The organism is Pseudomonas sp. 3296, assembly GCF_031456615.1.
GTDB lineage: Bacteria > Pseudomonadota > Gammaproteobacteria > Pseudomonadales > Pseudomonadaceae > Aquipseudomonas > Aquipseudomonas mucoides.
Genome location: NZ_JAVDUY010000001.1, coordinates 731365 through 755115, shown reverse-complemented (window position 1 = coordinate 755115; position 23751 = coordinate 731365). Strand labels below are relative to the sequence as shown.

The 23751-nt window shown below is 59.0% G+C and carries 22 protein-coding genes and 4 tRNA genes; 16 read left to right on the top strand and 10 right to left on the bottom strand.

Annotation, left to right across the window (positions count from 1 at the left end):
- Positions 1-28 precede the first annotated feature (28 nt).
- The 3 genes from J2X66_RS03590 to J2X66_RS03580 form a co-directional block, all read right to left on the bottom strand.
- Positions 29-1300: an outer membrane protein transport protein gene (locus J2X66_RS03590; RefSeq protein WP_310260951.1), complete on the bottom strand. Its 1272-nt coding sequence runs from the start codon at positions 1298-1300 to the stop codon at positions 29-31.
- A gap of 146 nt (positions 1301-1446) precedes the next feature.
- Entirely contained in the window at positions 1447-1929 is a 483-nt protein-coding gene (locus J2X66_RS03585; RefSeq protein ID WP_310260946.1) for a hypothetical protein, read from the bottom strand.
- 275 nt (positions 1930-2204) lie between these two features.
- Positions 2205-2429, bottom strand: coding sequence for a hypothetical protein (locus J2X66_RS03580; RefSeq protein WP_019407963.1), 225 nt, complete (start codon positions 2427-2429; stop codon positions 2205-2207).
- 205 nt (positions 2430-2634) lie between these two features.
- Between J2X66_RS03580 and J2X66_RS03575 the strand changes: the two genes are divergently transcribed.
- The 3 genes from J2X66_RS03575 to rmuC all read left to right on the top strand — a co-directional run bounded on the left by J2X66_RS03575 (position 2635) and on the right by rmuC (position 5244).
- Complete coding sequence (locus J2X66_RS03575; protein ID WP_310260925.1) at positions 2635-2982, top strand: hypothetical protein; 348 nt, start codon at positions 2635-2637, stop codon at positions 2980-2982.
- Positions 2983-3380: 398 nt separating this feature from the next.
- Entirely contained in the window at positions 3381-3704 is a 324-nt protein-coding gene (locus J2X66_RS03570) for a sel1 repeat family protein (RefSeq protein ID WP_310260923.1), read from the top strand.
- A gap of 175 nt (positions 3705-3879) precedes the next feature.
- Positions 3880-5244, top strand: coding sequence for a DNA recombination protein RmuC (gene rmuC / locus J2X66_RS03565; RefSeq protein WP_310261443.1), 1365 nt, complete (start codon positions 3880-3882; stop codon positions 5242-5244).
- Between the two features lie 114 nt (positions 5245-5358).
- Here rmuC and J2X66_RS03560 read toward each other — a convergent pair whose 3' ends face one another.
- Together J2X66_RS03560 and J2X66_RS03555 are read right to left on the bottom strand one after the other, a co-directional pair.
- Positions 5359-8829, bottom strand: a complete 3471-nt coding sequence (locus J2X66_RS03560; protein WP_310260920.1) for a NahK/ErcS family hybrid sensor histidine kinase/response regulator — start codon at positions 8827-8829, stop codon at positions 5359-5361.
- Between the two features lie 149 nt (positions 8830-8978).
- A complete protein-coding gene (locus tag J2X66_RS03555; protein WP_310260916.1) occupies positions 8979-9515 on the bottom strand; it encodes a TetR/AcrR family transcriptional regulator in 537 nt (178 codons plus the stop codon).
- A 153-nt stretch (positions 9516-9668) separates the two neighbouring features.
- On the opposite strand from J2X66_RS03555, the gene J2X66_RS03550 reads away from it, so the two are divergent.
- From J2X66_RS03550 to J2X66_RS03535, 4 genes are all read left to right on the top strand, one after another.
- The gene (locus tag J2X66_RS03550; protein ID WP_310260913.1) at positions 9669-10862 is read left to right on the top strand and encodes an MFS transporter; all 1194 of its coding nucleotides are present in this window, start codon (positions 9669-9671) and stop codon (positions 10860-10862) included.
- 42 nt (positions 10863-10904) lie between these two features.
- On the top strand, positions 10905-11216 hold the full coding sequence (locus J2X66_RS03545; RefSeq protein ID WP_310260910.1) for a cupin: 312 nt from the start codon (positions 10905-10907) through the stop codon (positions 11214-11216).
- A 105-nt stretch (positions 11217-11321) separates the two neighbouring features.
- The gene (locus J2X66_RS03540) at positions 11322-12473 is read left to right on the top strand and encodes a TDT family transporter (RefSeq protein ID WP_310260909.1); all 1152 of its coding nucleotides are present in this window, start codon (positions 11322-11324) and stop codon (positions 12471-12473) included.
- A gap of 98 nt (positions 12474-12571) precedes the next feature.
- The gene (locus tag J2X66_RS03535) at positions 12572-14446 is read left to right on the top strand and encodes an MFS transporter (RefSeq protein WP_310260906.1); all 1875 of its coding nucleotides are present in this window, start codon (positions 12572-12574) and stop codon (positions 14444-14446) included.
- Positions 14447-14561: 115 nt separating this feature from the next.
- Here J2X66_RS03535 and sugE read toward each other — a convergent pair whose 3' ends face one another.
- The 3 genes from sugE to rdgC all read right to left on the bottom strand — a co-directional run bounded on the left by sugE (position 14562) and on the right by rdgC (position 16998).
- Entirely contained in the window at positions 14562-14876 is a 315-nt protein-coding gene (gene sugE, locus J2X66_RS03530; protein ID WP_027922462.1) for a quaternary ammonium compound efflux SMR transporter SugE, read from the bottom strand.
- Positions 14877-14995: 119 nt separating this feature from the next.
- The gene (locus J2X66_RS03525) at positions 14996-15961 is read right to left on the bottom strand and encodes a bile acid:sodium symporter family protein (RefSeq protein WP_310260903.1); all 966 of its coding nucleotides are present in this window, start codon (positions 15959-15961) and stop codon (positions 14996-14998) included.
- A 116-nt stretch (positions 15962-16077) separates the two neighbouring features.
- Positions 16078-16998 carry a recombination-associated protein RdgC gene (rdgC, locus tag J2X66_RS03520; RefSeq protein WP_007945202.1) on the bottom strand — a complete coding sequence of 307 codons (921 nt, stop codon included), beginning with the start codon at positions 16996-16998 and terminating at the stop codon, positions 16078-16080.
- A 161-nt stretch (positions 16999-17159) separates the two neighbouring features.
- On the opposite strand from rdgC, the gene J2X66_RS03515 reads away from it, so the two are divergent.
- The 4 genes from J2X66_RS03515 (at position 17160) to J2X66_RS03500 (ending at position 17698) form a co-directional block, all read left to right on the top strand.
- A tRNA-Val gene (locus J2X66_RS03515) sits at positions 17160-17235 on the top strand.
- Positions 17236-17254: 19 nt separating this feature from the next.
- A tRNA-Asp gene (locus J2X66_RS03510) sits at positions 17255-17331 on the top strand.
- 199 nt (positions 17332-17530) lie between these two features.
- A tRNA-Val gene (locus J2X66_RS03505) sits at positions 17531-17606 on the top strand.
- Positions 17607-17621: 15 nt separating this feature from the next.
- Positions 17622-17698: transfer RNA gene (locus J2X66_RS03500), tRNA-Asp, on the top strand.
- 144 nt (positions 17699-17842) lie between these two features.
- Here J2X66_RS03500 and J2X66_RS03495 read toward each other — a convergent pair.
- The gene (locus J2X66_RS03495) at positions 17843-18976 is read right to left on the bottom strand and encodes a catalase family protein (protein ID WP_310260900.1); all 1134 of its coding nucleotides are present in this window, start codon (positions 18974-18976) and stop codon (positions 17843-17845) included.
- The gene (locus J2X66_RS03490; protein WP_310260897.1) at positions 18973-20781 is read right to left on the bottom strand and encodes a di-heme-cytochrome C peroxidase; all 1809 of its coding nucleotides are present in this window, start codon (positions 20779-20781) and stop codon (positions 18973-18975) included. Before J2X66_RS03490 ends, J2X66_RS03495 begins: the two co-directional genes overlap by 4 nt.
- 269 nt (positions 20782-21050) lie before the next feature.
- Here J2X66_RS03490 and J2X66_RS03485 point away from each other — a divergent pair, with 269 nt between their 5' ends.
- From J2X66_RS03485 to J2X66_RS03465, 5 genes are all read left to right on the top strand, one after another.
- Entirely contained in the window at positions 21051-21764 is a 714-nt protein-coding gene (locus tag J2X66_RS03485; RefSeq protein ID WP_027922465.1) for an FKBP-type peptidyl-prolyl cis-trans isomerase, read from the top strand.
- Between the two features lie 293 nt (positions 21765-22057).
- Entirely contained in the window at positions 22058-22522 is a 465-nt protein-coding gene (locus J2X66_RS03480; protein ID WP_310260894.1) for a YkvA family protein, read from the top strand.
- A 104-nt stretch (positions 22523-22626) separates the two neighbouring features.
- Positions 22627-22968, top strand: a complete 342-nt coding sequence (locus J2X66_RS03475) for a helix-turn-helix transcriptional regulator (protein ID WP_140667220.1) — start codon at positions 22627-22629, stop codon at positions 22966-22968.
- Positions 22965-23336 carry a hypothetical protein gene (locus J2X66_RS03470; RefSeq protein ID WP_007898892.1) on the top strand — a complete coding sequence of 124 codons (372 nt, stop codon included), beginning with the start codon at positions 22965-22967 and terminating at the stop codon, positions 23334-23336. Before J2X66_RS03475 ends, J2X66_RS03470 begins: the two co-directional genes overlap by 4 nt.
- The gene (locus J2X66_RS03465; protein WP_310260889.1) at positions 23337-23744 is read left to right on the top strand and encodes a sel1 repeat family protein; all 408 of its coding nucleotides are present in this window, start codon (positions 23337-23339) and stop codon (positions 23742-23744) included.
- Positions 23745-23751: the final 7 nt, after the last annotated feature.

Below are 23751 nucleotides of genomic sequence, written 5' to 3'. Positions count from 1 at the left end.
GCGAGCGGTTCAGCCTCGCCTTGAATCATCAGAAGCGGTAGGTCGCGCCGACGCCGAAACCGTTCGCCCAGTTTTCATACTTGGCGTTGTAGGTTTGGCCACGGTCGTTGACGTTGTTGACCTTGACCGACTCTTCGCGCAGGTACGAATACGCCAGGTCGATGGTCAGGTCGTCTGTCGGGCTCCAGCCAGCGCCCAGGCTGAAAATCTTGCGATCGCCAGTCGGGATGCGTGGGGAACGGTCGGCGTTGTTGGTCGGCGCTTGGTCAAAGGACAAACCGGTGCGCAGTACCCATTCCTTGTTCAGCTGGTAAGACGCGCCGATGGCGTGAGCCCAGGTGTCGTGCCAGTTCTGTTCTTCGGTGATGGTACCGAACTGACCGTTCAGTACAGCCGGAACACCTTTGCTTTCGACGGTGATGTCTTTCAGGCGGCTCCAGCGAGTCCAGGTGCTGCCAGCGTAAAGAGTCCACTTGTCGTCGAGCTGGTGAGTGACCGAGAAGTCCACCGATTCAGGCGTGGTCAGGTCCAGCGACGCGTCGTATTTCTGGCTTGGGTTCTGGCCAATCAGGCCCAGCACGTTGTAGTTGACCTTGGTGTCGCCGTCGAGCTTGTACTTCACTTTCGAGTGGTAGGTCAGGCCGACGCGGGTGCTGTCGGTGGCTTGAACCAGTACGCCGATGTTGTAGCCCAGCGCGGTGTCGTCACCCTTGATCTTGACCTTGCCGTCTGGCGCGGCCTGGGTGATCGACAGGTTCGATTCCAGGGTGCCGTCGATGCGGTTGATGGTCGGGCCGAAACCGATGGACACCTTGTCGTTGAAGGCGTAGCTGACAGTCGGTTGCAGGGTGACGATCTTAACTTCGCTCTTGCTGCCGAAGTAACGACCGGCAAAGCCGTTTTCGTAGTCGGTTACCAGACCGAACGGTGCGTACACACCGATACCGAATGCCCAGTGGTCATCGATTGGCTTGACGTAGTAGCCCATCGGCACGCCCATGAAAGGGACCATGTCACCTTTGTTGGTGCCGCCATTCGGGCTGGAGCTGGCGTTGCTGATGTCGGTGTGTGCGTCGATGAATGCAACACCGCCGGTCACTTGTTCGCGCTTGATGCGGGACATACCGGCAGGGTTGCCAACAATTGTGGATGCGTCGTCGGCAGAAGAAGATCGCCCGGCAAAACCTGTACCCATCCCGCTGATGCTTTGTTCGTTCAGGGCAAAGCCACTTGCAAAGAGCTGGGTGGATGCCAGGGTAACGGCGAGGCTAAGGGTGGTTTTGAGCATTACTTTTTTCATTATTAGAACTCCTGGTGATCACCGGGGCGAAAATTACCAACATTTTCGTCCCAGCGCTATAGGCTGTATGGCTTGAGTTAGAGCGGTTTTGTAGGACAATCCGACCAGGTTCGCGGTCGGATGCACGAACTTGTGAAACCGATGGGTCAGCAGGCGACCTGATTCAGCGGTGAAACACAGGTTTGCCAGGCGCAAGTGAAATCGCGCAGGCGTCCCTGAGGCTGAAAGGTCTGGCGCCAGATTCGGGCCATGCCCAACACATCATCGGCGGCGGGGAGGGGGGTGTTTTGTTCTTCGATCAACAGCCAGGCAATGGCGGTGGCGTAACGCAGGTTAACGGTCAATTCCAGATGCGGCCCACTGAGAAACGCATGTTGGCTGGCCAGGCCGCGGACAAGACTTGCCCGTTCCGGGTCCAGCGCCAGATAGTGATCCCAGAGTGCCTGGTGGCGGGGTTCGGCGATTCGGTACAGGCCGTGTCCACGGCGGTCATGCAGGGCGGAACCAAGGGCTGACTGACTGGCGGCGATGCCCAGCAGCAAGGATTCGGCAGTTGCGCTATGGCGTCCGAGGTAGATCAAGGTCGGACGAATCACATAACGGCACAGTTCGCTGGCAGCGATACCCATAAAGCCCTCGAAACACGAAGTGGGCGGCGATACCTGAAGGGGGCCTTGGCAGCGGTGGATCGAATCAGGCTCGCCGGAAGCGGATCAAGCCGCTTGAGTTGAAGTGTAGTGTCATATTCGCGCTGTAAAGGACTGTTTTTAAAATATTTCCAGCTTCGAGTTATAACCGTTATATCGCTTTGTGCTTAACCAGTTGCAGCGGAAAGGGAAATATCAGGCAATAAAAAGCCCCGCTTTTTGAGCAGGGCTTTTGGTTTTTCAGTCTTTCTGGCGTCTCAGGCAATCAATGCCTGGCGGGTACGCTCGATCACGGCCTGCAGCGGCTCTGCGCTGGAGTATTGATCGGGGTACAGGCGTTCGCTGTGACGAGCGATGCCGTGTTCGTTGACCAGAGTGAAACTGAAGCAGCCTTTGCGAGCCGCCATGATCAGGCAGTTCATTGGAGCAAAAGCGTTGGTTAGGGTGCGAATGGCATCCTGAGTGTGGATTTGAGTAGACATAGTGTTGGTGTTCCTACAAGCGACACGGATAAGAGCCGTGCAAAATTAAAACGTTCCAGTGACGACGACCACCATTGGTCGAACGAAGAACCCCGACTGGAACAAAGCAGCCAGTTTGAAGCGCTGATAATTGGCGCGCTTGGGCTGGCAGGTAGGTACTTAGGAGGGCAGGCAACACATCAAGGGCAAAGGTTCTGGGCCCGGGGTGAAGATCCTGATCAATTTGCAGGCTGGTTCGGTCAGAGTAAGTGAGCTTCGCAACACCCTTCGCTTTGTTCGAAGGCTGTGTTGGCGCAAGGTTTACCTGGAAACCATCGAGGTGGTCGATCCTGTTTTGTCGGTGGAGGCTTCTCTTGAGGGAAGGCTGACCGCGAGGATTTGTTCGACCAGAATTGACTTTCAGCTTGGTACTAACGCCGCGGATAGTAACGGATTGAAATTGAGAATGGAAGTGTGTTACCAAAAAAGATCGATGGCCTGGCCAGCGCGCGCCGCAATCGCTCACATTCCGACCGGTGGTGGCTGTCACTCATCGGCTCGCGATCTGCCTTGATCAAGGGTTTTGCCGATTTATCCCCAGAGGCCATGCAAAAACGCGCCGAAAAAGTGCATCCATATAACCGCCGTCAAGGTACTTGTGCACATAAGTTGCGCAGACTGTAACCCCACTGTCATCCAGGCCCCACCCGTAGTGGGTGCCTGTATTGAAAATTTAAGTCAATGAAAAACATCGCTTTTTTTTACTGGTGAAAAAATCGTCAGTTTGACTGCGAGCCCCATTCCACAGGGCTTTGCGCGAGTTCAAGGGCGGTTGTCCACTGAGTTATCCACAGCTTCTGTGGATTGTCCCGAGCGCTTGCTCTAGCACGGGCGTGCCGGGTTTTTTTAGGCTTTACCTGTAAGAAAAAAAGAGTACAGTTGCGCGCCTTCCGATCTGTCCCACAGTGCTTTATGAAGTTTCGCTCAGTATCAATCTCCGCTACCTCCACACCTTCACGTGTTACCCCACCCAAGCGTTTTTCGATGCGTGTGGCCGAATGGCTGCTGGACAGTCCGCGTCTTGGGGATAACCCCAACGTCAAGCACTTCGCCGGGCGCTTGCTCAAGCAACCTGCCCGTGAAGGCGTGGTGGCTGCGCAAAGTCGCCTCGGGCAATTGATGTGCCGTGAATGTGGCAATGCCCGTGATCGCCGTATCGGTCAGGACCTGCTGCGTCAGGCCGCACGGGCAGGCGATACGCGGGCCCAGCAGGAACTGGGTCTGATCGAAGACTGAGCTGTCCAAGTCAGGTGGCCTTGGTTAACCTTCAAGCTTTATCTCATCGGCAGGAATCTTTATGGCTATGGACTTGACCAGCCTATTACTCGGTCTGGCAGGCGCGGGCCTGCCATTGCTGGTACTGGCCTGGCAAATTCAACGCCGTGCGAGCGGCTCGCAAGCCGAGGCGGCTCTGCTGGAAGAGCGCCTGGCCATGGCCCAGCTGGCGCAGGACGGCCTGAATGCCCAACTCGACGCCTGTCGCGATGAAATCGGTGACCTGAGCCAGGCCAACGCCGACAAGCAAGCGGACCTCGCTGCCACGCGCCGTGAAGTCGAACTGCTGCAAATCGAGCGCGACGACGCTCGCGATGCCTCTCACGCCTGGAACATCGAACGTGCCGGTAAAGAAGCAGAACTACGTCGCCTGGACACGCTGGCGGCGTCACTCAACGCCGAGCTACGCGAGCAACAGGAAAGCCATCAGCAACGCCTCAGTGACCTGCAGGGGTCGCGAGACGAGTTGCGAGCGCAGTTCGCCGAACTGGCGGGCAAGATTTTCGATGAGCGTGAGCAGCGCTTCGCCGAAACCAGTCAACAGCGGTTGGGCCAGTTGCTCGATCCGTTGAAAGAGCGCATTCAGTCCTTCGAAAAACGCGTCGAGGAAAGTTATCAGGCCGAAGCGCGCGAGCGTTTCTCGCTGGCCAAGGAACTGGAACGCCTGCAACAGCTGAACCTGCGCCTGAGCGACGAAGCCACCAACCTCACTCGCGCCTTGAAAGGGCAGAAAACCCAAGGCAATTGGGGCGAACTGATTCTCGAGCGAGTGCTTGAACACGCGGGGCTGGAGAAGGGCCGCGAGTATCAGACCCAGGTCACTCTCAAAGGCCCGGATGGCGAGCGCTTCCAACCGGATGTGATTATTTACCTGCCAGGCGACAAGCAAGTGGTGGTCGACTCCAAGGTCAGCCTGACGGCCTATCAGCAATACGTGGCGGCCGAAGACGACGCCATCGGCCAGATCGCCATCAAGCAACACGTGCTGTCGCTGCGCAATCACGTCAAAGGCCTGTCCGGCAAGGATTACAAGCGGCTCGACGGCTTGCACAGCCTGGATTTCGTCTTGCTTTTCGTGCCGATCGAAGCCGCGTTTTCCGCAGCGTTGCAGGCAGAGCCGACGCTGTTCCAGGAAGCCTTTGACCGCAACATCGTGATCGTCAGCCCCACCACGTTGCTGGCGACTTTGCGCGTGATCGACAGCCTGTGGAAGCAAGAGCGCCAGAGCCAGAACGCCCGGGAAATTGCCGAGCGTGCCGGGTGGCTGTACGACAAGTTCGTGTTGTTCATCCAGGATCTGGACGAGGTCGGCAATCGCTTGCAGCAACTGGACAAAGCCTACAGCTCTGCGCGCAACAAGCTGACAGAAGGCCGAGGGAATCTGGTCAGTCGCAGCGAGCAGCTGAAATTGCTCGGCGCGCGAGCCAGCAAGAGCTTGCCGGCGGACTTGCTGGAGCGGGCGATGACCGATGTGGATGGCTTGGCCGAGTTACCGGAATAACCGGTAAAGCATTGCGAGCAGGCTCACTCCTGCAGGAACAGCGCTAAACCCTGTGGGAGCGAGCTTGCTCGCGATGGCGACAGAAGCCTCCCTGCAAAGCTAAAAAACGCTACGCTACAACGGCAAATGCCGACTCAACAACGCCCTCAACGCCGCCGGCTTCACCGGCTTGGCCAGATAATCCAGCCCCGCCGCATGCACTTGCGCCACCGTCTCTGGCCGACCATCGGCGCTGATCACCACCCCCGGCACCGGTTCCCCCAGTTGAGTGCGCAGCCACGCCATCAGCTCGGTCCCGGTTTCGCCATGGTCCAGGTGGTAATCCACCAGCGCCAGTTGCGGACGAACCCCGTCGTTGAGCAGCGCTGCACATTCCTCTCGGTTACGCGCTGTCCAGACCTGACAACCCCAGCGCGTCAGCAGGCTGTTCATGCCGATCAGAATGCTGTCTTCATTGTCGATGCACAGCACCTGTGCGCCGCTCAATACGTGGCCGTTGAGTTCAGCGTTCTTGGGCGCCACCACGGTTTGTGCCCGAGCCAGCGGCACGCTGACGCTGAACACACTGCCGCGCCCCGGCCAGGAGCGAACTTGCAGCGTATGCCCCAAGACGCGACACAGCCCATCGGCAATCGCCAGGCCCAATCCCAGGCCTTTCTCTGCGCGGGTCTGGTGACTGTCGAGGCGTTTGAATTCTTCGAAGATCACCTGCAGTTTGTCCTGCGCAATGCCCGGCCCGCGGTCCCAGACCTCCAGGCACAATTCATCCTTGCGCCGGCGAACGCCGAGCAGCACCGGCCCCTTGGCGTAGCGGAACGCATTGGTCAGGAAATTTTGCAGGATCCGTCGCAGCAGTTTGATGTCGCTGTCGACCCGCAACGTGCTGCTCCGAACCCGGAAGCTCAGCCCCTGTTCCTGAGCCTGCGCCTTGAATTCGGCGCCAAGGGTGTCGAACAATTCGTTGAGTGCGAAGGGCTTCGGGTCGGGGTTGATCTTGCCATTTTCCAGGCGGGAAATATCCAGCAGGTCGCTGATCAAGTCCTCGGCCGAACGCAACGAACTGTCCAGGTGATGGACCAGTTTTTGCGCCTCGCCCGACAGACCATCGTCCTGGTGAGACAACGCGGCGGAGAACAGGCGCGCAGCGTTCAGCGGTTGCATCAAGTCATGGCTGACGGCCGCCAGAAAGCGAGTTTTCGACTGGTTGGCAGATTCGGCAGTGCTCTTGGCTTCTGTCAATGCAACGTTGAGTTGCGACAACTCGTGGGTGCGCTCCGCCACCCGCTGCTCCAGGCCTTCGTTGGCTTCGGTCAGCGCTTGTTCGGCTTCGCGGAACGCGGTGATGTCGGTGAAGCTCATGACGAAACCACCACCGGGCATCGGATTGCCGATCAGCTCGATCACCCGTCCGTTGGGGAACAGTCGTTCCGAGGTGTGGGCGCGGCCCTGACGCATCCAGTGCAGGCGTCGGGCGACATGCACTTCGGCTTCACCGGGGCCGCACAGGCCGCGTTCGGCATTGTGGCGAATGATGTCGGCAATCGGTCGACCGACGCTGATCAGGCCGTCCGGGTAGTTGAACAGCTCCAGATAACGCCGGTTCCAGGCCACCAGTTTCAGTGACTGGTCGACCACGCTGATGCCCTGGGTGATGTTTTCGATCGCGCCTTGCAGCAGGGCGCGGTTGAACTGCAACACTTCCGACGCTTCGTCGGCGATGCGCACGACGTCTTCCAGCTGCATTTCCCGGCCTTCGATGGCGGCTTTTACCACCGCCCGCGTCGAGGAAGCACCGAGTACACCCGCCAGCAGGCGTTCGGTGTGGGCGATCCATTCACCGTCGGCGTTCTGATTCGGGTTGAAACCTTTGCCTTGGCGGTAGGCGAAACGGATGAAGCTCTGACGCGCCCGTTCTTCGCCGACGAAACGGGCGGCCAGTTGCAGCAAATCATCGATCTGCACGGCGAGCATCGAACGGGCGCTGGGGCGTGCGCTGATTTCCTGGCCGATGAAGCGACCCGCCTGCCAGTGCTCGGAAACCCGCGTCCGGGACAACACCGAGACCCAGGCAAACAACGTGAAATTTCCGGCCAGCGACAGCACCACGCCTTGGGTCAGTGGGGTGATCGGCAGGTTCATCGGGTTGCTGTGCAGCCAGGCCAGGCCCGGGAAGCTCTCCAGCGGCCAGCCGAGGCTACGCGCCGCAATCGGCAGTATCAGCGTGTAGAACCACAGGAATGTCCCGGCGGCGAGGCCAGCGAATACGCCGCGACGGTTGGCCTGCTTCCAGTACAGCGCGCCGAGCATGGCTGGGGCCAGTTGCGTCACGGCGGCGAAGGCGATCTGGCCGATGGTTGCCAGGCTGGCGGTCGAGCCCAGCAGGCGATAGCTGACGTAGGCCAGGAGCAAAATCACCACGATGCTCACGCGGCGCACCGAGAGCATCCACTGGCGAAACACTTCGAACGGCCGCTCGGCGTTGTTTCGGCGTAGCAACCACGGCAACAGCATGTCGTTGGACACCATGGTAGACAGCGCCACGCTGGCGACAATCACCATGCCGGTCGCCGCTGAGGCGCCGCCGATAAACGCCAGCAAGGCGAGGGCAGGGTGCGCCTGGGCCAGCGGCAGGCTGATGACGAACGAGTCCGGCAACACCGAACTGGGCAGCATCATCTGACCGGCGAGGGCGATCGGGACGACAAACAGCGCGGCCAATGCCAGGTAGGCCGGAAATACCCATTTGGCCAGACGCAAATCCTGAGGATCAATGTTCTCCACCACCGTCACGTGGAACTGCCGGGGCAGGCAGATGATCGCCATCATCGCGACGCCCGTCTGCACCACCATCGACGGCCAGTTGATGGTTTCCTTCCAGTATTCTTCGAGGCGCGGGGCGAGCATGGCCTGGTTGAACAGGTCGTCGAAACCGTCGTACAGCCCAAAGGTCACGAACGCACCGACGGCGAGAAACGCGAACAGCTTGACCAGTGACTCAAACGCGATGGCCAGCACCATGCCACGGTGGTGTTCTGTGGCATCAAGGTTGCGGGTACCGAAGACAATGGTGAACAGCGCCAGCACCAGCGACACAATCAATGCGGTGTCTTGGGCGCGAACCCCCATCGCGTCGGCGCCCGCGCCAATCAACAGGTTTACCCCGAGCACAATGCCCTTGAGCTGCAAGGCGATGTAGGGCAATACGCCGACCAGGCAGATCAGCGCCACCACAATCGCCAGTGACTGGGATTTACCGTATCGGGCGGCGATGAAGTCGGCGATGGAGGTGATGTTTTCCTGCTTGCTGATCATCACCATTTTTTGCAGGACCCAAGGCGCGCCCACCAGCAGCAGGATCGGTCCGAGGTAGATCGGCAGGAACGACCAGAGCTGTTCCGCCGCCTGGCCCACGGCGCCAAAGAATGTCCAGCTCGTGCAGTAGACCGCCAGCGACAGGCTGTACACCCACGCGCGTACGCGCGGTGGCAACGGCGTGCTGCGACGGTCACCGTAGAAGGCAATGGCGAACATGATGGCCATATAGGCCAGGGCAACGGCGGCGATCAGCCCGCTGGACAGCGACATGGGAACTCCCGACGAAAGACACCCGGGACTCCCGCCCGGTCAGACAGTCTCGCACGACCGCCCCGGTTAGTCAGTGTCGACCAAGGTCGTGGCGTGGCGGGGTGTCGCAGGCGGTGTGTCAGGCGGATGTTGGTTGTCTGTGCCGGCCCTTACTGATTCAACGCAATCCCGATCAACCGATGCAACTCCTCAACCTCCAACGGCGCCTCGGAAAACAGGATGCGAAATACGATAGGCGCCGCCACCATGTTGATCAGCCGATCGACACCCGGTTTCGGCTCATTCGGATAACGATCCAGAATCATCTGCAACTGTCCGCCAATGATCGTCGCGCAGTAGCTCGGCTTGAGGCTCGCTTGCACATCGCGCAGCATATTGCGGCCGGGTTCGGAGCTCATCTCGTCCAGATACTGTTCCGCCCAGGCCTGCACATCACCGCGCAGGCTGCCGGTATCGGCCGATGCGGTTTCCGGCTGCATGCGGGCGAGGGCGACATCCGCCAACAATGCCGATAAATCGCCCCAGCGCCGATAGATCGTCGACGGTGTAACTCCTGCACGCGCAGCGATTTGCGGGACGGTCACGCTGGCGCGTTCCTGCTCTTCGAGCAATTCGCGCACGGCCTTGTGAATCGATTCCTGCACCCGGGCACTGCGGCCGCCGGGACGTAAGGTGGGGCCTGTCATTACCTGTTTCCTGTTCTCGCCGAGACTTGCCGTCAGGCAAACGTCTTGGCTCTTAAAGCCATGTATCGGACCTTAACACAAAGAATTTGCTTTAAGCGTCAGTCAGTAGCACACTCCGCAAAAGCGAAAAATTAGCTTTTGCGGAGTGTGCCAATGTCCAGTTCTCGTTCGAATCGTGCAAGCCTGTGGTTTCTGGCAATCACTTTACTCAGTTTTCTCGCGGCTTCCACGGCGCCGACGCCGTTGTATCGCTTGTACCAAGAGCAGATGCACTTCTCGGCCGCGACCCTGACCCTGATTTTCGGTGTCTACGCCTTCAGCCTGCTGGCGGCGCTGCTGACGGTTGGTTCGCTGTCGGATCACCTTGGGCGCAAGCCGGTGATTTTCACCGCCGTGGTGTTGAATGCCCTGGCGATGTTGCTGTTTATCAATGCTGACAGCGTCGCCTGGCTGATCAGTGCTCGAGTGCTGCAAGGGTTTGCCACCGGCATGGCGACCGCCGTGCTGAGCGCCACGCTGCTGGACACCGACCGCCAACAGGGGCCGTTGATCAACAGCGTTGCGCCGCTGCTTGGCATGGCCCTGGGCGGATTGGGCTGTGGTTTGCTGGCCGAATTCGCACCCGCGCCGTTGCACCTGACGTATTGGCTGCTGTTCGTCCTGTTTGCGTTGCAGGCGCTCTATATCTGGCGTTTGCCGGAAAGTGTGTCGTCTCAGCCGGGGGCTTGGGCTTCGCTGCGGCCGACCTTGCATGTGCCGGTTCAAGCGCGCTCGACCTTATGGCGGGTACTGCCGCTGAATACGGCAACGTGGGCGCTCGGCGGTTTTTATGCGTCCCTGGCACCCTCGTTGGTGCGCACGGCCACCGGTTCCACCTCGAACCTGATTGCCGGGTCGACCGTCGCCGCGCTGACGGTAACGGGTGCCCTGATGATTTTCACCCTGCGCAATCGTCCCGCCACTCTGGCGCTGCATTTAGGAGCCAGCCTGCTGCCGAGCGGTATCGTCCTGGTTTTACTGGGCGTGCACAGCGCCAGCCTGCCATTGTTTTTCCTTGGCACGCTCGTCGCTGGTTGTGGATTCGGTGCCGGTTTTCTGGGTGCCGTGCGCAGTCTGGTGCCGCTGGCTTTACCCCATGAACGTGCGGGTCTGATGTCAGCCTTTTATGTACTCAGTTACCTGGCGTTCTGTCTGCCATCGCTGTTGGCCGGGAACCTGACGCGAACCTTCGGCCTGGTCGCGACCACCGACGGCTATGGCGCCGTGCTGATCGTGCTCTCCATCGGCGCTTTGTTGGCGTTGATGCGTCAGCGCTCATTGAAAGTCTGTGGCGCTGATGTGCGTTGATCGCTAGCCTTGGCTTCGCCATTCATTTCCACGGACCGCCCCATGAAGATCATCCGCAGCAAATCCTTCACCGCTGAACGTGCCTGGGGCGCGTTGGACATTGCCAACATGAACGGCATCACCACCCGTTTGCACTGGACGGACCAGCCTTATAAATGGCACGTCAACGATGGCCAGGAAGTGTTCGTGGTGCTGGATGGGCAGGTGCAGATGCGTTATCGCGAAGAGGGCATCGAGAAGGCAGCGCTTCTGGACGTCGGTGACATCTTTTATGCCTCCGTCGGCACCGAGCATGTGGCGCATCCGCAGGGGGCGGCGCGAATTCTGGTGATCGAATCGCAAGGCAGTGTCTGAATCTATATCTGCGAAACAGATAAGTTATAGAGATATTACCCGTTATATAGATATTCGATTCGGTTCTACCATGGGCTCCACCTCACCAGAGGACAGGAGTTCGCCATGACATGCCCTAACAGCGTCACAACCGGTATCAAACCGTTCAGCCATTTGCAGCACCCGCGTGAAGTCATCCGTCAATTCACGCCCAACTGGTTCGCCGCGACCATGGGCACCGGGGTGCTCGCGCTGGCGCTGGCGCAATTGCCCCTCGCCATTCCCGGTTTGCGCGCGTTCGCCGAAGGGTTGTGGCTGTTCAATATTTTCCTGTTCGCCGTCTTCACCGCCGTGTACACCGCGCGTTGGGTGCTGTTCTTCGACGAAGCGCGGCGGATTTTCGGTCATTCCACGGTCTCGATGTTCTTCGGCACCATTCCCATGGGCCTGGCGACCATCATCAACGGCTTTCTGGTGTTCGGCTTGCCACGTTGGGGTGACGGCGTGATTCCTGTCGCCGAAATGCTCTGGTGGCTGGATGTGGCGATGTCGCTGGCGTGCGGCGTGCTGATTCCCTACATGATGTTCACCCGTCAGGAACACAGCATCGACCAGATGACCGCCGTCTGGCTGTTGCCGGTGGTGGCCGCGGAAGTCGCGGCGGCCAGCGGTGGCCTGCTGGCACCGCACCTGGCGGATGCGCATTCGCAACTGGTGGTGCTGGTGACGAGTTACGTGCTCTGGGCGTTTTCCCTGCCGGTCGCCTTCAGCATTCTGACCATCCTGTTGCTGCGCATGGCGCTGCATAAATTGCCCCACGAAAATATGGCCGCTTCCAGCTGGCTCGCGTTGGGGCCGATTGGCACCGGGGCGCTGGGCATGTTGCTGCTGGGAGCGGACGCACCGGCCATCTTCGCCGCCAATGGTCTGCCGGGCATGGGTGAAATCGCCGCCGGCCTGGGGCTGGTAGCCGGGATCACCCTGTGGGGCTTCGGATTGTGGTGGATGCTGATCGCAGTGCTGATTACCTTGCGTTACCTGCGCGCCGGCATCCCGTTCAACCTCGGCTGGTGGGGGTTTACCTTCCCGTTGGGTGTCTACTCGCTGGCAACGTTGAAACTGGCCAGCACCTTGAACCTGACGTTTTTCAGTGTGTTTGGCTGCATGCTGGTGGCGATGCTGGCGGTGATGTGGCTGATCGTTGCCCGGCGCACGTTGCAAGGGGCGTGGCGCGGTGAACTGTTTGTCTCGCCGTGCATTGCAGGATTAAAGAAATAACCTGCAAAGATTAGGTAATGTGTGGCCTGGATCGACGTTCGGCATTCCAATAACCGTATCCACGCCACTCGCTACCTAACATCAGGGACACATGGAAGATGAGTCACCCCTCGCAGTTCACCTTGCTCCGCACCCGGCGCTTCCTGCCGTTTTTCGTGACCCAGTCCCTCGGGGCGTTCAACGACAACATCTTCAAGCAGTCGTTGATTCTCGCCATTTTGTACAAGTTGACCATCGACGGTGACCGCTCGATCTACGTCAACCTCTGTGCGCTGCTGTTCATCCTGCCGTTCTTTCTGTTCTCGGCGCTGGCCGGGCAGTTCGGCGAGAAGTTCGCCAAGGACCGCCTGATCCGCCTGATCAAGCTCGGCGAAATCGTCATCATGGCGGTCGGTGCGGTGGGTTTCGTCTTTGATCATCTGTCGTTGATGCTGGTGGCGTTGTTCGCCATGGGCACACATTCGGCGCTGTTCGGGCCGGTGAAATACTCGATCCTGCCCCAGGCCCTGCGTGAAGAAGAGCTGGTCGGCGGTAACGGGCTGGTGGAAATGGGCACCTTCCTGGCGATTCTCGCCGGGACCATTGGTGCCGGGATCATGATGTCGTCCAGTCACTACGCGCCTGTCGTTTCCAGCGCGATCATCGGCGTTGCCGTGCTCGGCTACCTGGCCAGTCGCAGCATTCCACGGGCGGCGGCCGCTTCGCCGGAAATGCGCCTGAACTGGAACATTTTCAGCCAGTCCTGGGCCACGTTGAAGTTGGGTCTTGGACAGACGCCCGCCGTATCGCGTTCGATCGTCGGTAACTCGTGGTTCTGGTTTGTCGGGGCGATTTACCTGACGCAGATTCCTGCGTATGCCAAAGAGTGGATGCACGGCGACGAAACCGTGGTGACCCTGATTCTGACGGTGTTCTCGGTGGGAATCGCGCTCGGCTCGATGCTCTGTGAAAAGCTCTCCGGACGCAAAGTCGAGATTGGCCTGGTACCGTTCGGCTCGTTCGGTCTGACGGTGTTTGGCTTGCTGCTGTGGTGGCATTCGGGCGGTATTCCGGACAGCGCGACAGGCCACGGCTGGGTTGAAATTCTCGGCTTTGGTCACACCTGGCTGGTGTTGATCGACATCCTTGGCCTGGGGATCTTCGGTGGTTTCTACATCGTGCCGCTGTATGCGCTGATCCAGTCGCGCACCGCCGAGAACGAGCGGGCGCGGGTGATTGCCGCCAACAACATTCTCAATGCGTTGTTCATGGTGGTGTCGGCGATTGTCTCGATCATCTTGTTGAGCCTGGTCAAACTGTCGATTCCGCAGCTGTTCCTGGTGGTGTCGCTGCTGAACATCGGCGTCAATGCCTACATCTTCAAGATCGTCCCCGAATTCAGCATGCGCTTCATGATCTGGTTGCTCAGCCACTCCATGTACCGCGTGGAGCATCGCAATCTGGACCTGATTCCCGATGAAGGCGCGGCGCTGCTGGTGTGCAATCACGTGTCCTTTGTCGATGCGCTGCTGATTGGCGGCGCGGTGCGTCGGCCGATTCGCTTTGTGATGTACTACAAAATCTACAACCTGCCGGTGCTGAACTTTATCTTTCGCACGGCCGGGACGATTCCGATCGCGGGGCGTCAGGAAGACATTCAAATCTACGAAAGAGCCTTCAAACGGATTGCGCAGTATCTGAAGGATGGCGAGTTGGTGTGCATCTTCCCGGAAGGAAAATTGACCGCTGATGGCGAGATAAACGAATTCAAGGGTGGCTTGACGCGGATTCTTGAAGAGACACCGGTGCCGGTGATTCCGATGGCGTTGCAGGGGTTGTGGGGGAGTTTCTTCAGCCGCGATCCGGGCAAGGGATTGTTTCGCCGGTTGTGGTCGCGGGTGACGTTAGTGGCCGGGCCGGCGGTGGCTGTAGAAGCGGCGGAGCCGGCGGCATTGCAAGCGAAGGTAGGCGAGTTGCGCGGCACCGTTAGATAGTCGGTGACTGTGCGGGCCTCTTCGCGAGCAGGTTCGCTCCCACATTTGATCGCATTCCATCTGGAGGAACTCGAGCGAGTGTGGGAGCGAGCCTGCTCGCGAAAGCGGTAGTGGTCTAGGCGCTAACCTTGAGCCCAACCAGCCCGGCAATGATCAGCGCCACACTGGCCAGCCGAAACAACGCCATCGATTCACCAAACAGGATGATCCCGGCAATCACCGTGCCGACTGCACCCACCCCCGTCCAGATCGCATATGCCGTGCCCAGCGGCAATTCCTTCATCGCAAGGCCCAGCAAGCCAAGGCTGATGGCCATGGCTGCAACGGTCAGTGCGGTGGGCAAGGGACGGCTGAAACCGTCGGTGTACTTCAGGCCAACGGCCCAGCCGACTTCGAACAGGCCGGCGAAAAACAGGATGATCCAGGACATGAAAGACCTCCATCGATTGACGGGGTCGTCCCCAGATTAATGACTCGATCGAGCCGCGAGGTCGTCCTCGCGTTGCGCCATAGAGTGCCCATCATTAATCCGGGGATCAAGTTTTCGGCTTATTCGGTGGCCTGTCGCGCAGCGGTTTCGCGGTCTTCTTTCTCGCTCATTCGACGGAAATACGTCGAGAGTAGCGCCCCGGAAATATTGTGCCACACGCTGAACAACGCACTCGGCACCGCCGCCAGCGGCGAGAAGTGTGCACTGGCCAACGCGGCGCCCAGCCCGGAATTCTGCATGCCGACTTCCAGCGCCAGCGATTTGCGTTGGGCCAATGGCAGCTTGAACAGGCGCCCGGTGAAGTAGCCCAGCAGATAACCGAAGCTGTTGTGCAACATCACTACGGCCATGATCAGCAGGCCGGACTCGGCAATCTTCGCCTGGCTGGCAGCAACCACGGCGGTGACGATGATCACGATGCTCACCACCGAAATCAGTGGCAACACTTCCACCGCATGGCGAACCCTGGCGCCAAGGACGCGTTGCGCAACCACACCCAGGATGATCGGCAACAGCACCACTTGCAGAATCGACCAGAACAGCTCCATGAAGGACACCGGCAACCATGCCGAGGCCAGCAGCCAGATCAGCGCCGGGGTCAGCAGCGGAGCGAGGAGGGTGGTGACGGCGGCGATGGCCACCGACAGCGCCAGATCGCCGCGTGCCAGCCAGGTCATCACGTTCGACGAGGTGCCGCTTGGGCAGCACCCGACCAGAATCACGCCGACGGCGATTTCCGGCGGCAGGTGAAACGCCTGGCAGAGTAACCACGCCACGCCGGGCATGATCACGAAATGGGCAACCACGCCAAGGGCCACGCGCCACGGATGGCGGGCGACTTCGGCGAAATCTTGGAGTTTTAGGGTCAGGCCCATGCCGAACATCACCAGCCCCAGCAGCGGTACGATCGCGCTTTTGAGACCGATGAACCACGCCGGTTGCAGAAACGCCACGACCGCGAAAATCAGTACCCAGTAAGCGAAAGTGTTGCCGACAAAGCGGCTTAATGCAGCGAGTGCGCGCATGGCCTGATCCTTATTATTGAGTAGCGATCCTAGGGTGGAATCCAATCAATGTGGGAGCCGGGGCAAGCCCGGCTCCCACATTGATCCGGTTTCTTCAGGGGCAAATCGGTTTTGTTTTAGATCCCCTGCGGAGTCTCTTCGCCACCCAGCGCTTCAACCAACGCCGGCAGGAAGTCGCCGAAGGTCAGCATCATCAGGGTGAAGCTGGCGTCCAGTTGGCCCAGGGCCTCTTCGCCGCCGTCCTGTTCCGCCTGATCTTGCAGCAGGTCTTCGAACTTCAGACGCTTGACCACCATCTTGTCGTCGAGGACGAAAGACAGTTTGTCTTGCCAGGCCAAGGACAGCTGAGTGACCACTTTGCCGGTGCTCAGGTGCAGCTGGATTTCTTCGCTGGTCAGGTCCTGACGTTTGCAACGCACGATGCCGCCGTCTTCGTGGGTATCGCGCAGCTCGCATTCGTCCAGCACAAAGAAGTCGTCCGCGGCTTTCTGGGTGGTGACCCATTCGGTCATGGTGGCGGTTGGCGACATTTTTACGGTCAGTGGACGTACCGGCAGGGTGCCGATCACTTCACGCAGGGTGGACAGCAGGTCTTCGGCACGTTTCGGGCTGGCCGAGTTGACGAGGATCAGGCCTTGTTTCGGCGCAATGGCGGCGAAGGTCGACGAGCGACGAATAAAGGCGCGCGGCAGGAACGCCTGGATGATTTCATCCTTGATCTGGTCGCGTTCCTTCTTATAGACCTTGCGCATTTGCTCGGCTTCGATCTCGTCGACCTTTTCCTTCACGGCGTCACGCACGACGCTGCCTGGCAGGATGCGCTCTTCTTTACGCGCAGAAATCAGCAGGAAGTCGCCGCTGACGTGGACCAGCGGTGCATCTTCGCCTTTGCCGAATGGCGCGACGAAACCGTAGGTGGTCAACTCCTGGCTTGCACATGGACGCGCCAGTTTGGTGGCCAGTGCAGTTTCCAACGCCTCGGCATCAACAGGCAGATCTTGGGTCAGGCGATAGATAAGCAGGTTTTTGAACCACATGGGGTAAGTCTCTCCTTATATACAAAGGGGGGCATTATTCTCTTAGCGGCGCCATAGGCCAACCCTTCGCTAAGCCTTTGGAAGGCCTGAGAAAATTATTTAAAAAAGTGCTTGCCAGAGGTGAGGTCGCTCCGTAGAATGCGCGCCACACCGAACGTGAAGGGTGATTAGCTCAGCTGGGAGAGCGTCTGCCTTACAAGCAGAATGTCGGCGGTTCGATCCCGTCATCACCCACCATTCGCATTCAGTGTTACGCGCAGCGGTAGTTCAGTCGGTTAGAATACCGGCCTGTCACGCCGGGGGTCGCGGGTTCGAGTCCCGTCCGCTGCGCCATATTCGGTTACCTGGAACGCTGAACGCCAGGTCACCACGGAAAAGCCCGCTCACGCGGGTTTTTTTCTGTCTGTAGATTGTCTGTTGTTCCTGCAGGTTGCATCGTTTCACCGGTTTTTGGATTTATTTGAAAAAATATTCAATTAAATCAACACTTTATAAAAACCTGTGGCATAATGTGCCCCGCAACGAAGGTAAAGGGTGATTAGCTCAGCTGGGAGAGCGTCTGCCTTACAAGCAGAATGTCGGCGGTTCGATCCCGTCATCACCCACCACTTTCAACGCTACGCGCAGCGGTAGTTCAGTCGGTTAGAATACCGGCCTGTCACGCCGGGGGTCGCGGGTTCGAGTCCCGTCCGCTGCGCCATATTCGGTTACCTGGAATGCTGAACGCCAGGTACCACACAGAAAGCCCGCTTAATGCGGGCTTTTTGCTGTCTGGCGTTTGGCAATTACCCGCCATTCACTGAAAAAACGATCTGTTCGGGCCGCTTTTCTTGTTTCTGTCTGCTTATTGTTCGGCATTGCGACTGTGTCGGTAGTCGCTCACGGCTTCATACACCGCTTTGCGAAGTCGGTTGATGCCACCAATCGGTCGATGAGTTTCCAGGCCAAACCACGGGTTGAACGACTGGTTGTCGCATTTCAGGTTCAGCGCCGGGGTATCGAAGTCCTGAGCCGGCAGTTTGATCCGCGCCACGGTCTCGAACGGTGCATCGCTTTCGCTCCACTCGATGCTGGTGTCTTCGATGGGCATGTACTTGGCCGGGTCCTGACGTTGAATCTGCAGGACGAAGCAGGCCGGCACCCGGTCGGTCGACAATTGCTGGTTCAGCGCATGACGCAGGAAGTTTGGCAACTTCTGGTTCTGCGAGGGCAGGGCGTAGGTCGGGCAGCTATCCGGGTCCGGTATCACCCGGAACTTGGCATTGGCTTCACCAAACTTGTACGGAGAAACCGAAAAGTAAGTTGTCTGTGTCGGGCTTTCAGGGGCTGGCGAGAGTGTCGCCAAGGCAATAAACAGATGGCGAATTTGCCAGGTGCGTGGGTCCCAGGCGGGGAAAAACGCCATCAGCTTTTTGCCGTCAGCCTGGGCCGCCACATTCTGACGGTACTCGGCGACATCGCTGACGAAGAAATTCGGATGGCTGAACATCACAAAATCCTGTTCGCCACGAGGCTGTTGATCGGCGAGCAGCTGTTTGCCGGGCACATCGAGCAATTTGATCGCCATGCCCCGTGCGTCGCGAATACTGTCGAATTGCGGATATGCGTTGCCGTTGGACAGGCGCATCGTCGCTTGCCAGGTTTTGCCGGGTTCACTGAAAACGCCTTGGCGCAGTTCAGAGGTCAGATCCGGCAATACTTGAACTTCGGCTTTCACGCAACCGTGGGCCTTGGCATGGGCATCGCGCAGGTAGCGGGTGCTTTCACGGTGTTGATCGACGATGCGCACCGCCGTCTGAATGACGTCCTGAGTCATGGCTGCTTCGCCATCCGGTATCACTTCTTGTGCTGAAACGGGACCGCTGTGCTGCCAGGCGAACCACGCCATGGCCAGCGCATAACCGAGCATGCCAAGGCCGATCAACCACAGAAGGGTCTTGCCGAGAAAAGCGCCCAGGCGCATCCAGAGTCTGCTCATGGCAATTGCGCCTCCAGTGGACCGCCCAATACCTTCAGGTATTCCAGCAGCGCCCAGCGCTCCTGCGGTTGCAGCAAGCGGCCAATCACGCCGTTGCCGCGCTGTCCGGCACGGAACTCGTGTCCGCTGTTGTGATTACCGGTGATGCGCGTGTCGAACACGAAGCCATTGGTGAAGGCCTCGGTGCGATAGCCAAGATGTTGCGGGTCGTACTCGAGCGTACCTTTATAGAAGGTCGTTGCGCGTTCATCTTGAGGTGAGAGCAGCTGATAAATGCTCGGTACCGAACCATTGTGCAGAAACGGCGCCGTTGCCCAGACGCCTGCCAAAGGCCGTGCCTTGTAGGCGCGCAGCTCACGTACGCCAATCGGCAGGCCGAAGCCATTCATGGCGGGTTGTTCAGCGGCAGGAATGTTCGCGTCACGGTAGGCGCGGTTTCCGACGAAAGCGGTGATGTAGGCCAGCCCTTTGGCCGAAGACAGTTTGCTCAGGTCCAGTGGTTCAGTGGGTGGTGGCTGTAAGTGCACATCCAGCTGCTGGAGTTCCGTCAGATTCCATTGCAAGGCGGAGAGGTCGAAGCGATGGTCGGCAATGTTGTTGGCGGCCCCCGGGTCTGTGCCAATGAAATCCACCGGCAACATTTTCAAATGTTGCACCCAGCGCCCGTCACTCTCGACAGTGCGTGGCAAATGGCAACCGGCGCAGTTTTCGCTGAACAACTTGCGACCTTGGGCTGCCAACGGCTTGTCGACAGCGCCGAGTAACTTTTCAGGCCAGTCGGGTGGTTTGAGCCGTTGCAGGGTTTCTTCGATCTGGTGCAGATCGCGTAACCGCACACTCGACGGATAGCGCCCTTCACCTTTGAGCGGTTGACCGGTGGCGTCGAAAAAATTCAGCGTGGCGCCCACGCCCAGGGATTCGCCAATGTTACGGGCCATGGGCTGTTGCGCCGAACCGTTCCACTGCACCCAGTCGAACGTCCACATGTCCCACAATTGCGGGTAATCCACCGGGGCATTGGCCACACGGTAGTTGTCAGGTGAAATCGCGTCACCGAACGTGGCGTTGGCGATGCGTCCGAAGGCGTCGGTACGACCCGGTCCTTCTTCGGTGGGATAGAGTCCGCGATGGGTATCGTTCCAGGCGACTTTGACGAAGGTATCGAGCGATGCTTTGAAGTCTTCGCGCAATTGTTGGTGCCGGGCGTCATAGTCTTCGCCCAACACGTTGTGGGCAAAGCGTTCGAATTTCCATGGGTTGAGGTAAGTCGAGGTCAGGCTGGCGACCAACGCTTGTCCGAAACTGCCCCCTTTCAGCGTAGGAACGCTGGAAGGCAAAACATGCTGCGCCGAACCGCCGTCAATGCGGATCGCCTGGCCGTTGAAACGCAACTCACCGGTGTGACAAGCGGCACACGTGATGTCGAGAAACTCGTCCAGGCTACCGGGGTTTTGGTGGCGGGCAAAGCCTACTGGCAAATTGCCCGGATTGTTTGGCGTGGCTTTTTGACCTGGATCGATCAGGAAACCAAAGCGGGCGAGGTATTCGGGCGAAGCGAATCGTTGCTGCGAGAAAGGCAGTTCGAGGGCGTTGAACCAGTCATAGCGCAAGCCTTTGACCTGGGTTCCCTGAGGCGTGAAGTAGTAAGTCTGGCGATCTTCGGCGCTCCATTGTTCCAGGTAATGCACCTGTTGCGCGGGCGACCAGGTCGGCAGTTTCGGATTGGCGACGTAATACAGAACCACGGCCAGGCCGAGTCCCAGCAGCACAGCCACCAGCATCAGCAGGCGAAATAAGAGGCGCAAGATAAACATCCTTGTCGAGTTGTGGCTCTCTTATGCCGCAGGGGACGGGGTGCGGCAAGTGGCCATTACGCCAGATGTTGTGGGATATGGGATCAGCTGCTGTAGGTGCCAGATGACAGATGCTTCATGATGCCAATCCTGAAATGCGTTAAAACACCTGAACTTATCAGAAGTTTCCAGCTCTCATGCCGGTAGCCATTGGTCGTGGCCGCCTGATAAGCTCGCGGCTTTACTCGATTGCCCTTTAGGCGCATGAACAAGGAAATAGCATGAAACAGCATCGGTTGGCGGCGGCGGTAGCCCTGGTTAGCCTGGTACTTGCGGGTTGTGATTCGCAGACCAGTGTAGAGCTGAAAACTCCGGCGCAAAAAGCTTCCTACGGCATTGGCCTGAACATGGGCAAAAGCCTGGCTCAGGAAGGCATGGATGATCTGGATTCCAAAGCCGTAGCCCAAGGCATCGAAGATGCCGTTGGCAAGAAAGAGCAGAAGCTCAAAGACGAGGAGCTGGTCGAAGCCTTCGCCGCACTGCAGAAGCGTGCGGAAGAGCGTATGGCCAAGATGAGTGAAGAGTCGGCGGCTGCCGGCAAGAAATTCCTCGAAGAAAACGCCAAGAAAGCCGGCGTAGTGACCACTGCCTCGGGCTTGCAATACGAAGTGGAAAAGAAAGCCGATGGCCCACAGCCTAAGCCGACCGACGTAGTGACTGTTCACTACACCGGCAAGCTGACCAACGGCACCGTCTTCGACAGCTCCGTAGAGCGCGGCAGCCCGATTGATCTGCCGGTCAGCGGTGTGATTCCGGGTTGGGTCGAAGGCCTGCAACTGATGCACGTTGGTGAGAAGTACAAGTTGTACATCCCTAGCGAACTGGCTTATGGCGCCCAAAGCCCAAGCCCGGCGATTCCAGCCAACTCGGTGCTGGTATTCGACCTGGAACTTCTGGGTATCAAAGATCCAGCCAAAGAAGACGCCGCCAAGTAGTCAGCGTCTGCTTTGACAACAACGCCTCGCTTATGCGGGGCGTTGTTGCATCCGGGGTTCGGCACAGGTAAACAAAGCGAACGGTTGCTGTAGGCTGGAGTCATAGCCATTGAAGACGCCCGTGCTAGCCGCGCCGGAGCGCCAAGTCAATGAAATCTTGGGTTTTTTTATGTGAGTAAAAAACGCCCGATCTGAGCCGGACCCTTATGAAACGGGGCTTTCAGCGGTGAAAAGCAGCTCTGTTCACAAGGTTATCCACAATTTGTGTGGATAACATTTCAGTGGGAGGAATGATGAAAGCACCCTGGAATTTCGCTCGATTCTTGCCCCTCGCCGGGCGCCTGCTCGCGCGCGGGCGCTTGCCGACGTTGCTGTTCGCCGTCGCCAGCAAAGGTGCCAGCCAAGGCAATCGCCTGGGCAAGGTCAAAGACGATCTGCGCCTGTTGCAGGCGCTGTGCCTGGCCTACTGGCGTGGGGAGTACCGTGCCATCAGCCCGAAGGCGTTGGTCTCGGTGGTCGCCGGCCTGATGTATTTCCTCAGCCCGGTGGATGCCATCCCGGATTTCATTCCGGTGTTCGGCATGCTCGATGACATCGCCGTACTGGCCTGGCTGATGAAAGTCCTCGACGACGAACTCAATGCCTTCCGCGCCTGGCGCAGGCGACAGGTGCCGGAGAAACTGGCGGTGGTCGAACGCCTGCCCGATACCCCGGAGAAACTTCAGCTTCAGGCCCCCCCAAAAAAACGTGGCGACTGAGGATCCAATTTATTGATACCCCCGCGCGACCTTGGCCGCTGTTAGGATTACACTTCTAGGGAAAAGTGCCGACTCGCAAAGTGTCGTTGTCCTACGGGGAAGTCATGGATATTCAGATAATCACACGCGAAGGCGAGCCCGAGTATGCAGTTTTACCGTGGGCTCAGTACCAGGCTCTACTGAAAGCAGCAGGCATCAACGAGCAACCGGCGCCAGACGCGCCAGTGCATCGCACGGCAACACCAGACCAGATTCTTCCAGGTCTGGATCAACTACGCAGTTTGCGCGAAGGGAAGGGCATCGCCATCGAGGCGCTGGCCCGCACGGTAGGCATCAGCCCGTCTTATCTGGCCTTGATCGAAAGCGGCGAGCGTCTGCCTGACGCTGCGATTCGCCGCAGCCTGGCCTGGGAATTGACGGTGCCAGGGTGGAGGGATGAATCGTGAGCGTACGCATCAGTCGTCAACATTGGGACGGGTTGCTGGGTGAGCTGGATCAGGCGCGTCGTCAGCGCCATCTTCTGACCTATCGAGCGTTGCTGGAGCGTTTGCAATTGCCCACGCCGGCGATGCAAACCCTCACTGCGGCACTCGAACATCTGGCTGCGCTGGATGCCAGGGCTGAGCAACCCCTGCGTAGCTCGCTGGTGATCAGCCAGGGTGCCAGCCGTCTGCCGCGCACCGGCTTCTTTGAATGTGTCGAGCGGTTGGGGCGTTTCTCCGGGCCGTCCGATGGTGTCGCTGCTGCATCCTGGCACGCTTCGGAAGTGGTGCGCGTGTTTGAATACGAATACCCCGAATCGGCCGAGGCCTGAGTGTTTTTAAAGCTCAAGGCCCAAGCCGGTTACTGGCTGGCCCGCCGGTTGTTTCATTGGTCATGGTTTGTGCGCCAGCCGCGAGGCTGGAGCTGGCTCGAAGGCCAGTTCGCCCGCATGGCAAACCTGGGTGACGTCGGCGCCCAGAGCTTCTATGGCCACATTCTGACCTTTCGCGGCGTCGGCCTTGGGGCACGCGAGGAGGGCGTGCGATTGCTGCGCCTGGCGGCGTTGGCGGGTGATGGCAAGGCTGCGTATCAGGTTGGGGTGATCAGTCTGGCGGGAACGCCGAGCAAAGCGCCGGATCCGGTTGAAGCTGCGCGCTGGTGGGGCATGGCTGCGAAGGCCGGGCATCCGTTGGCTGAGCTTAAGCTGAAAGAGTTGGCGGCTCGGGGGCCTACGCGGTAACTCCCAA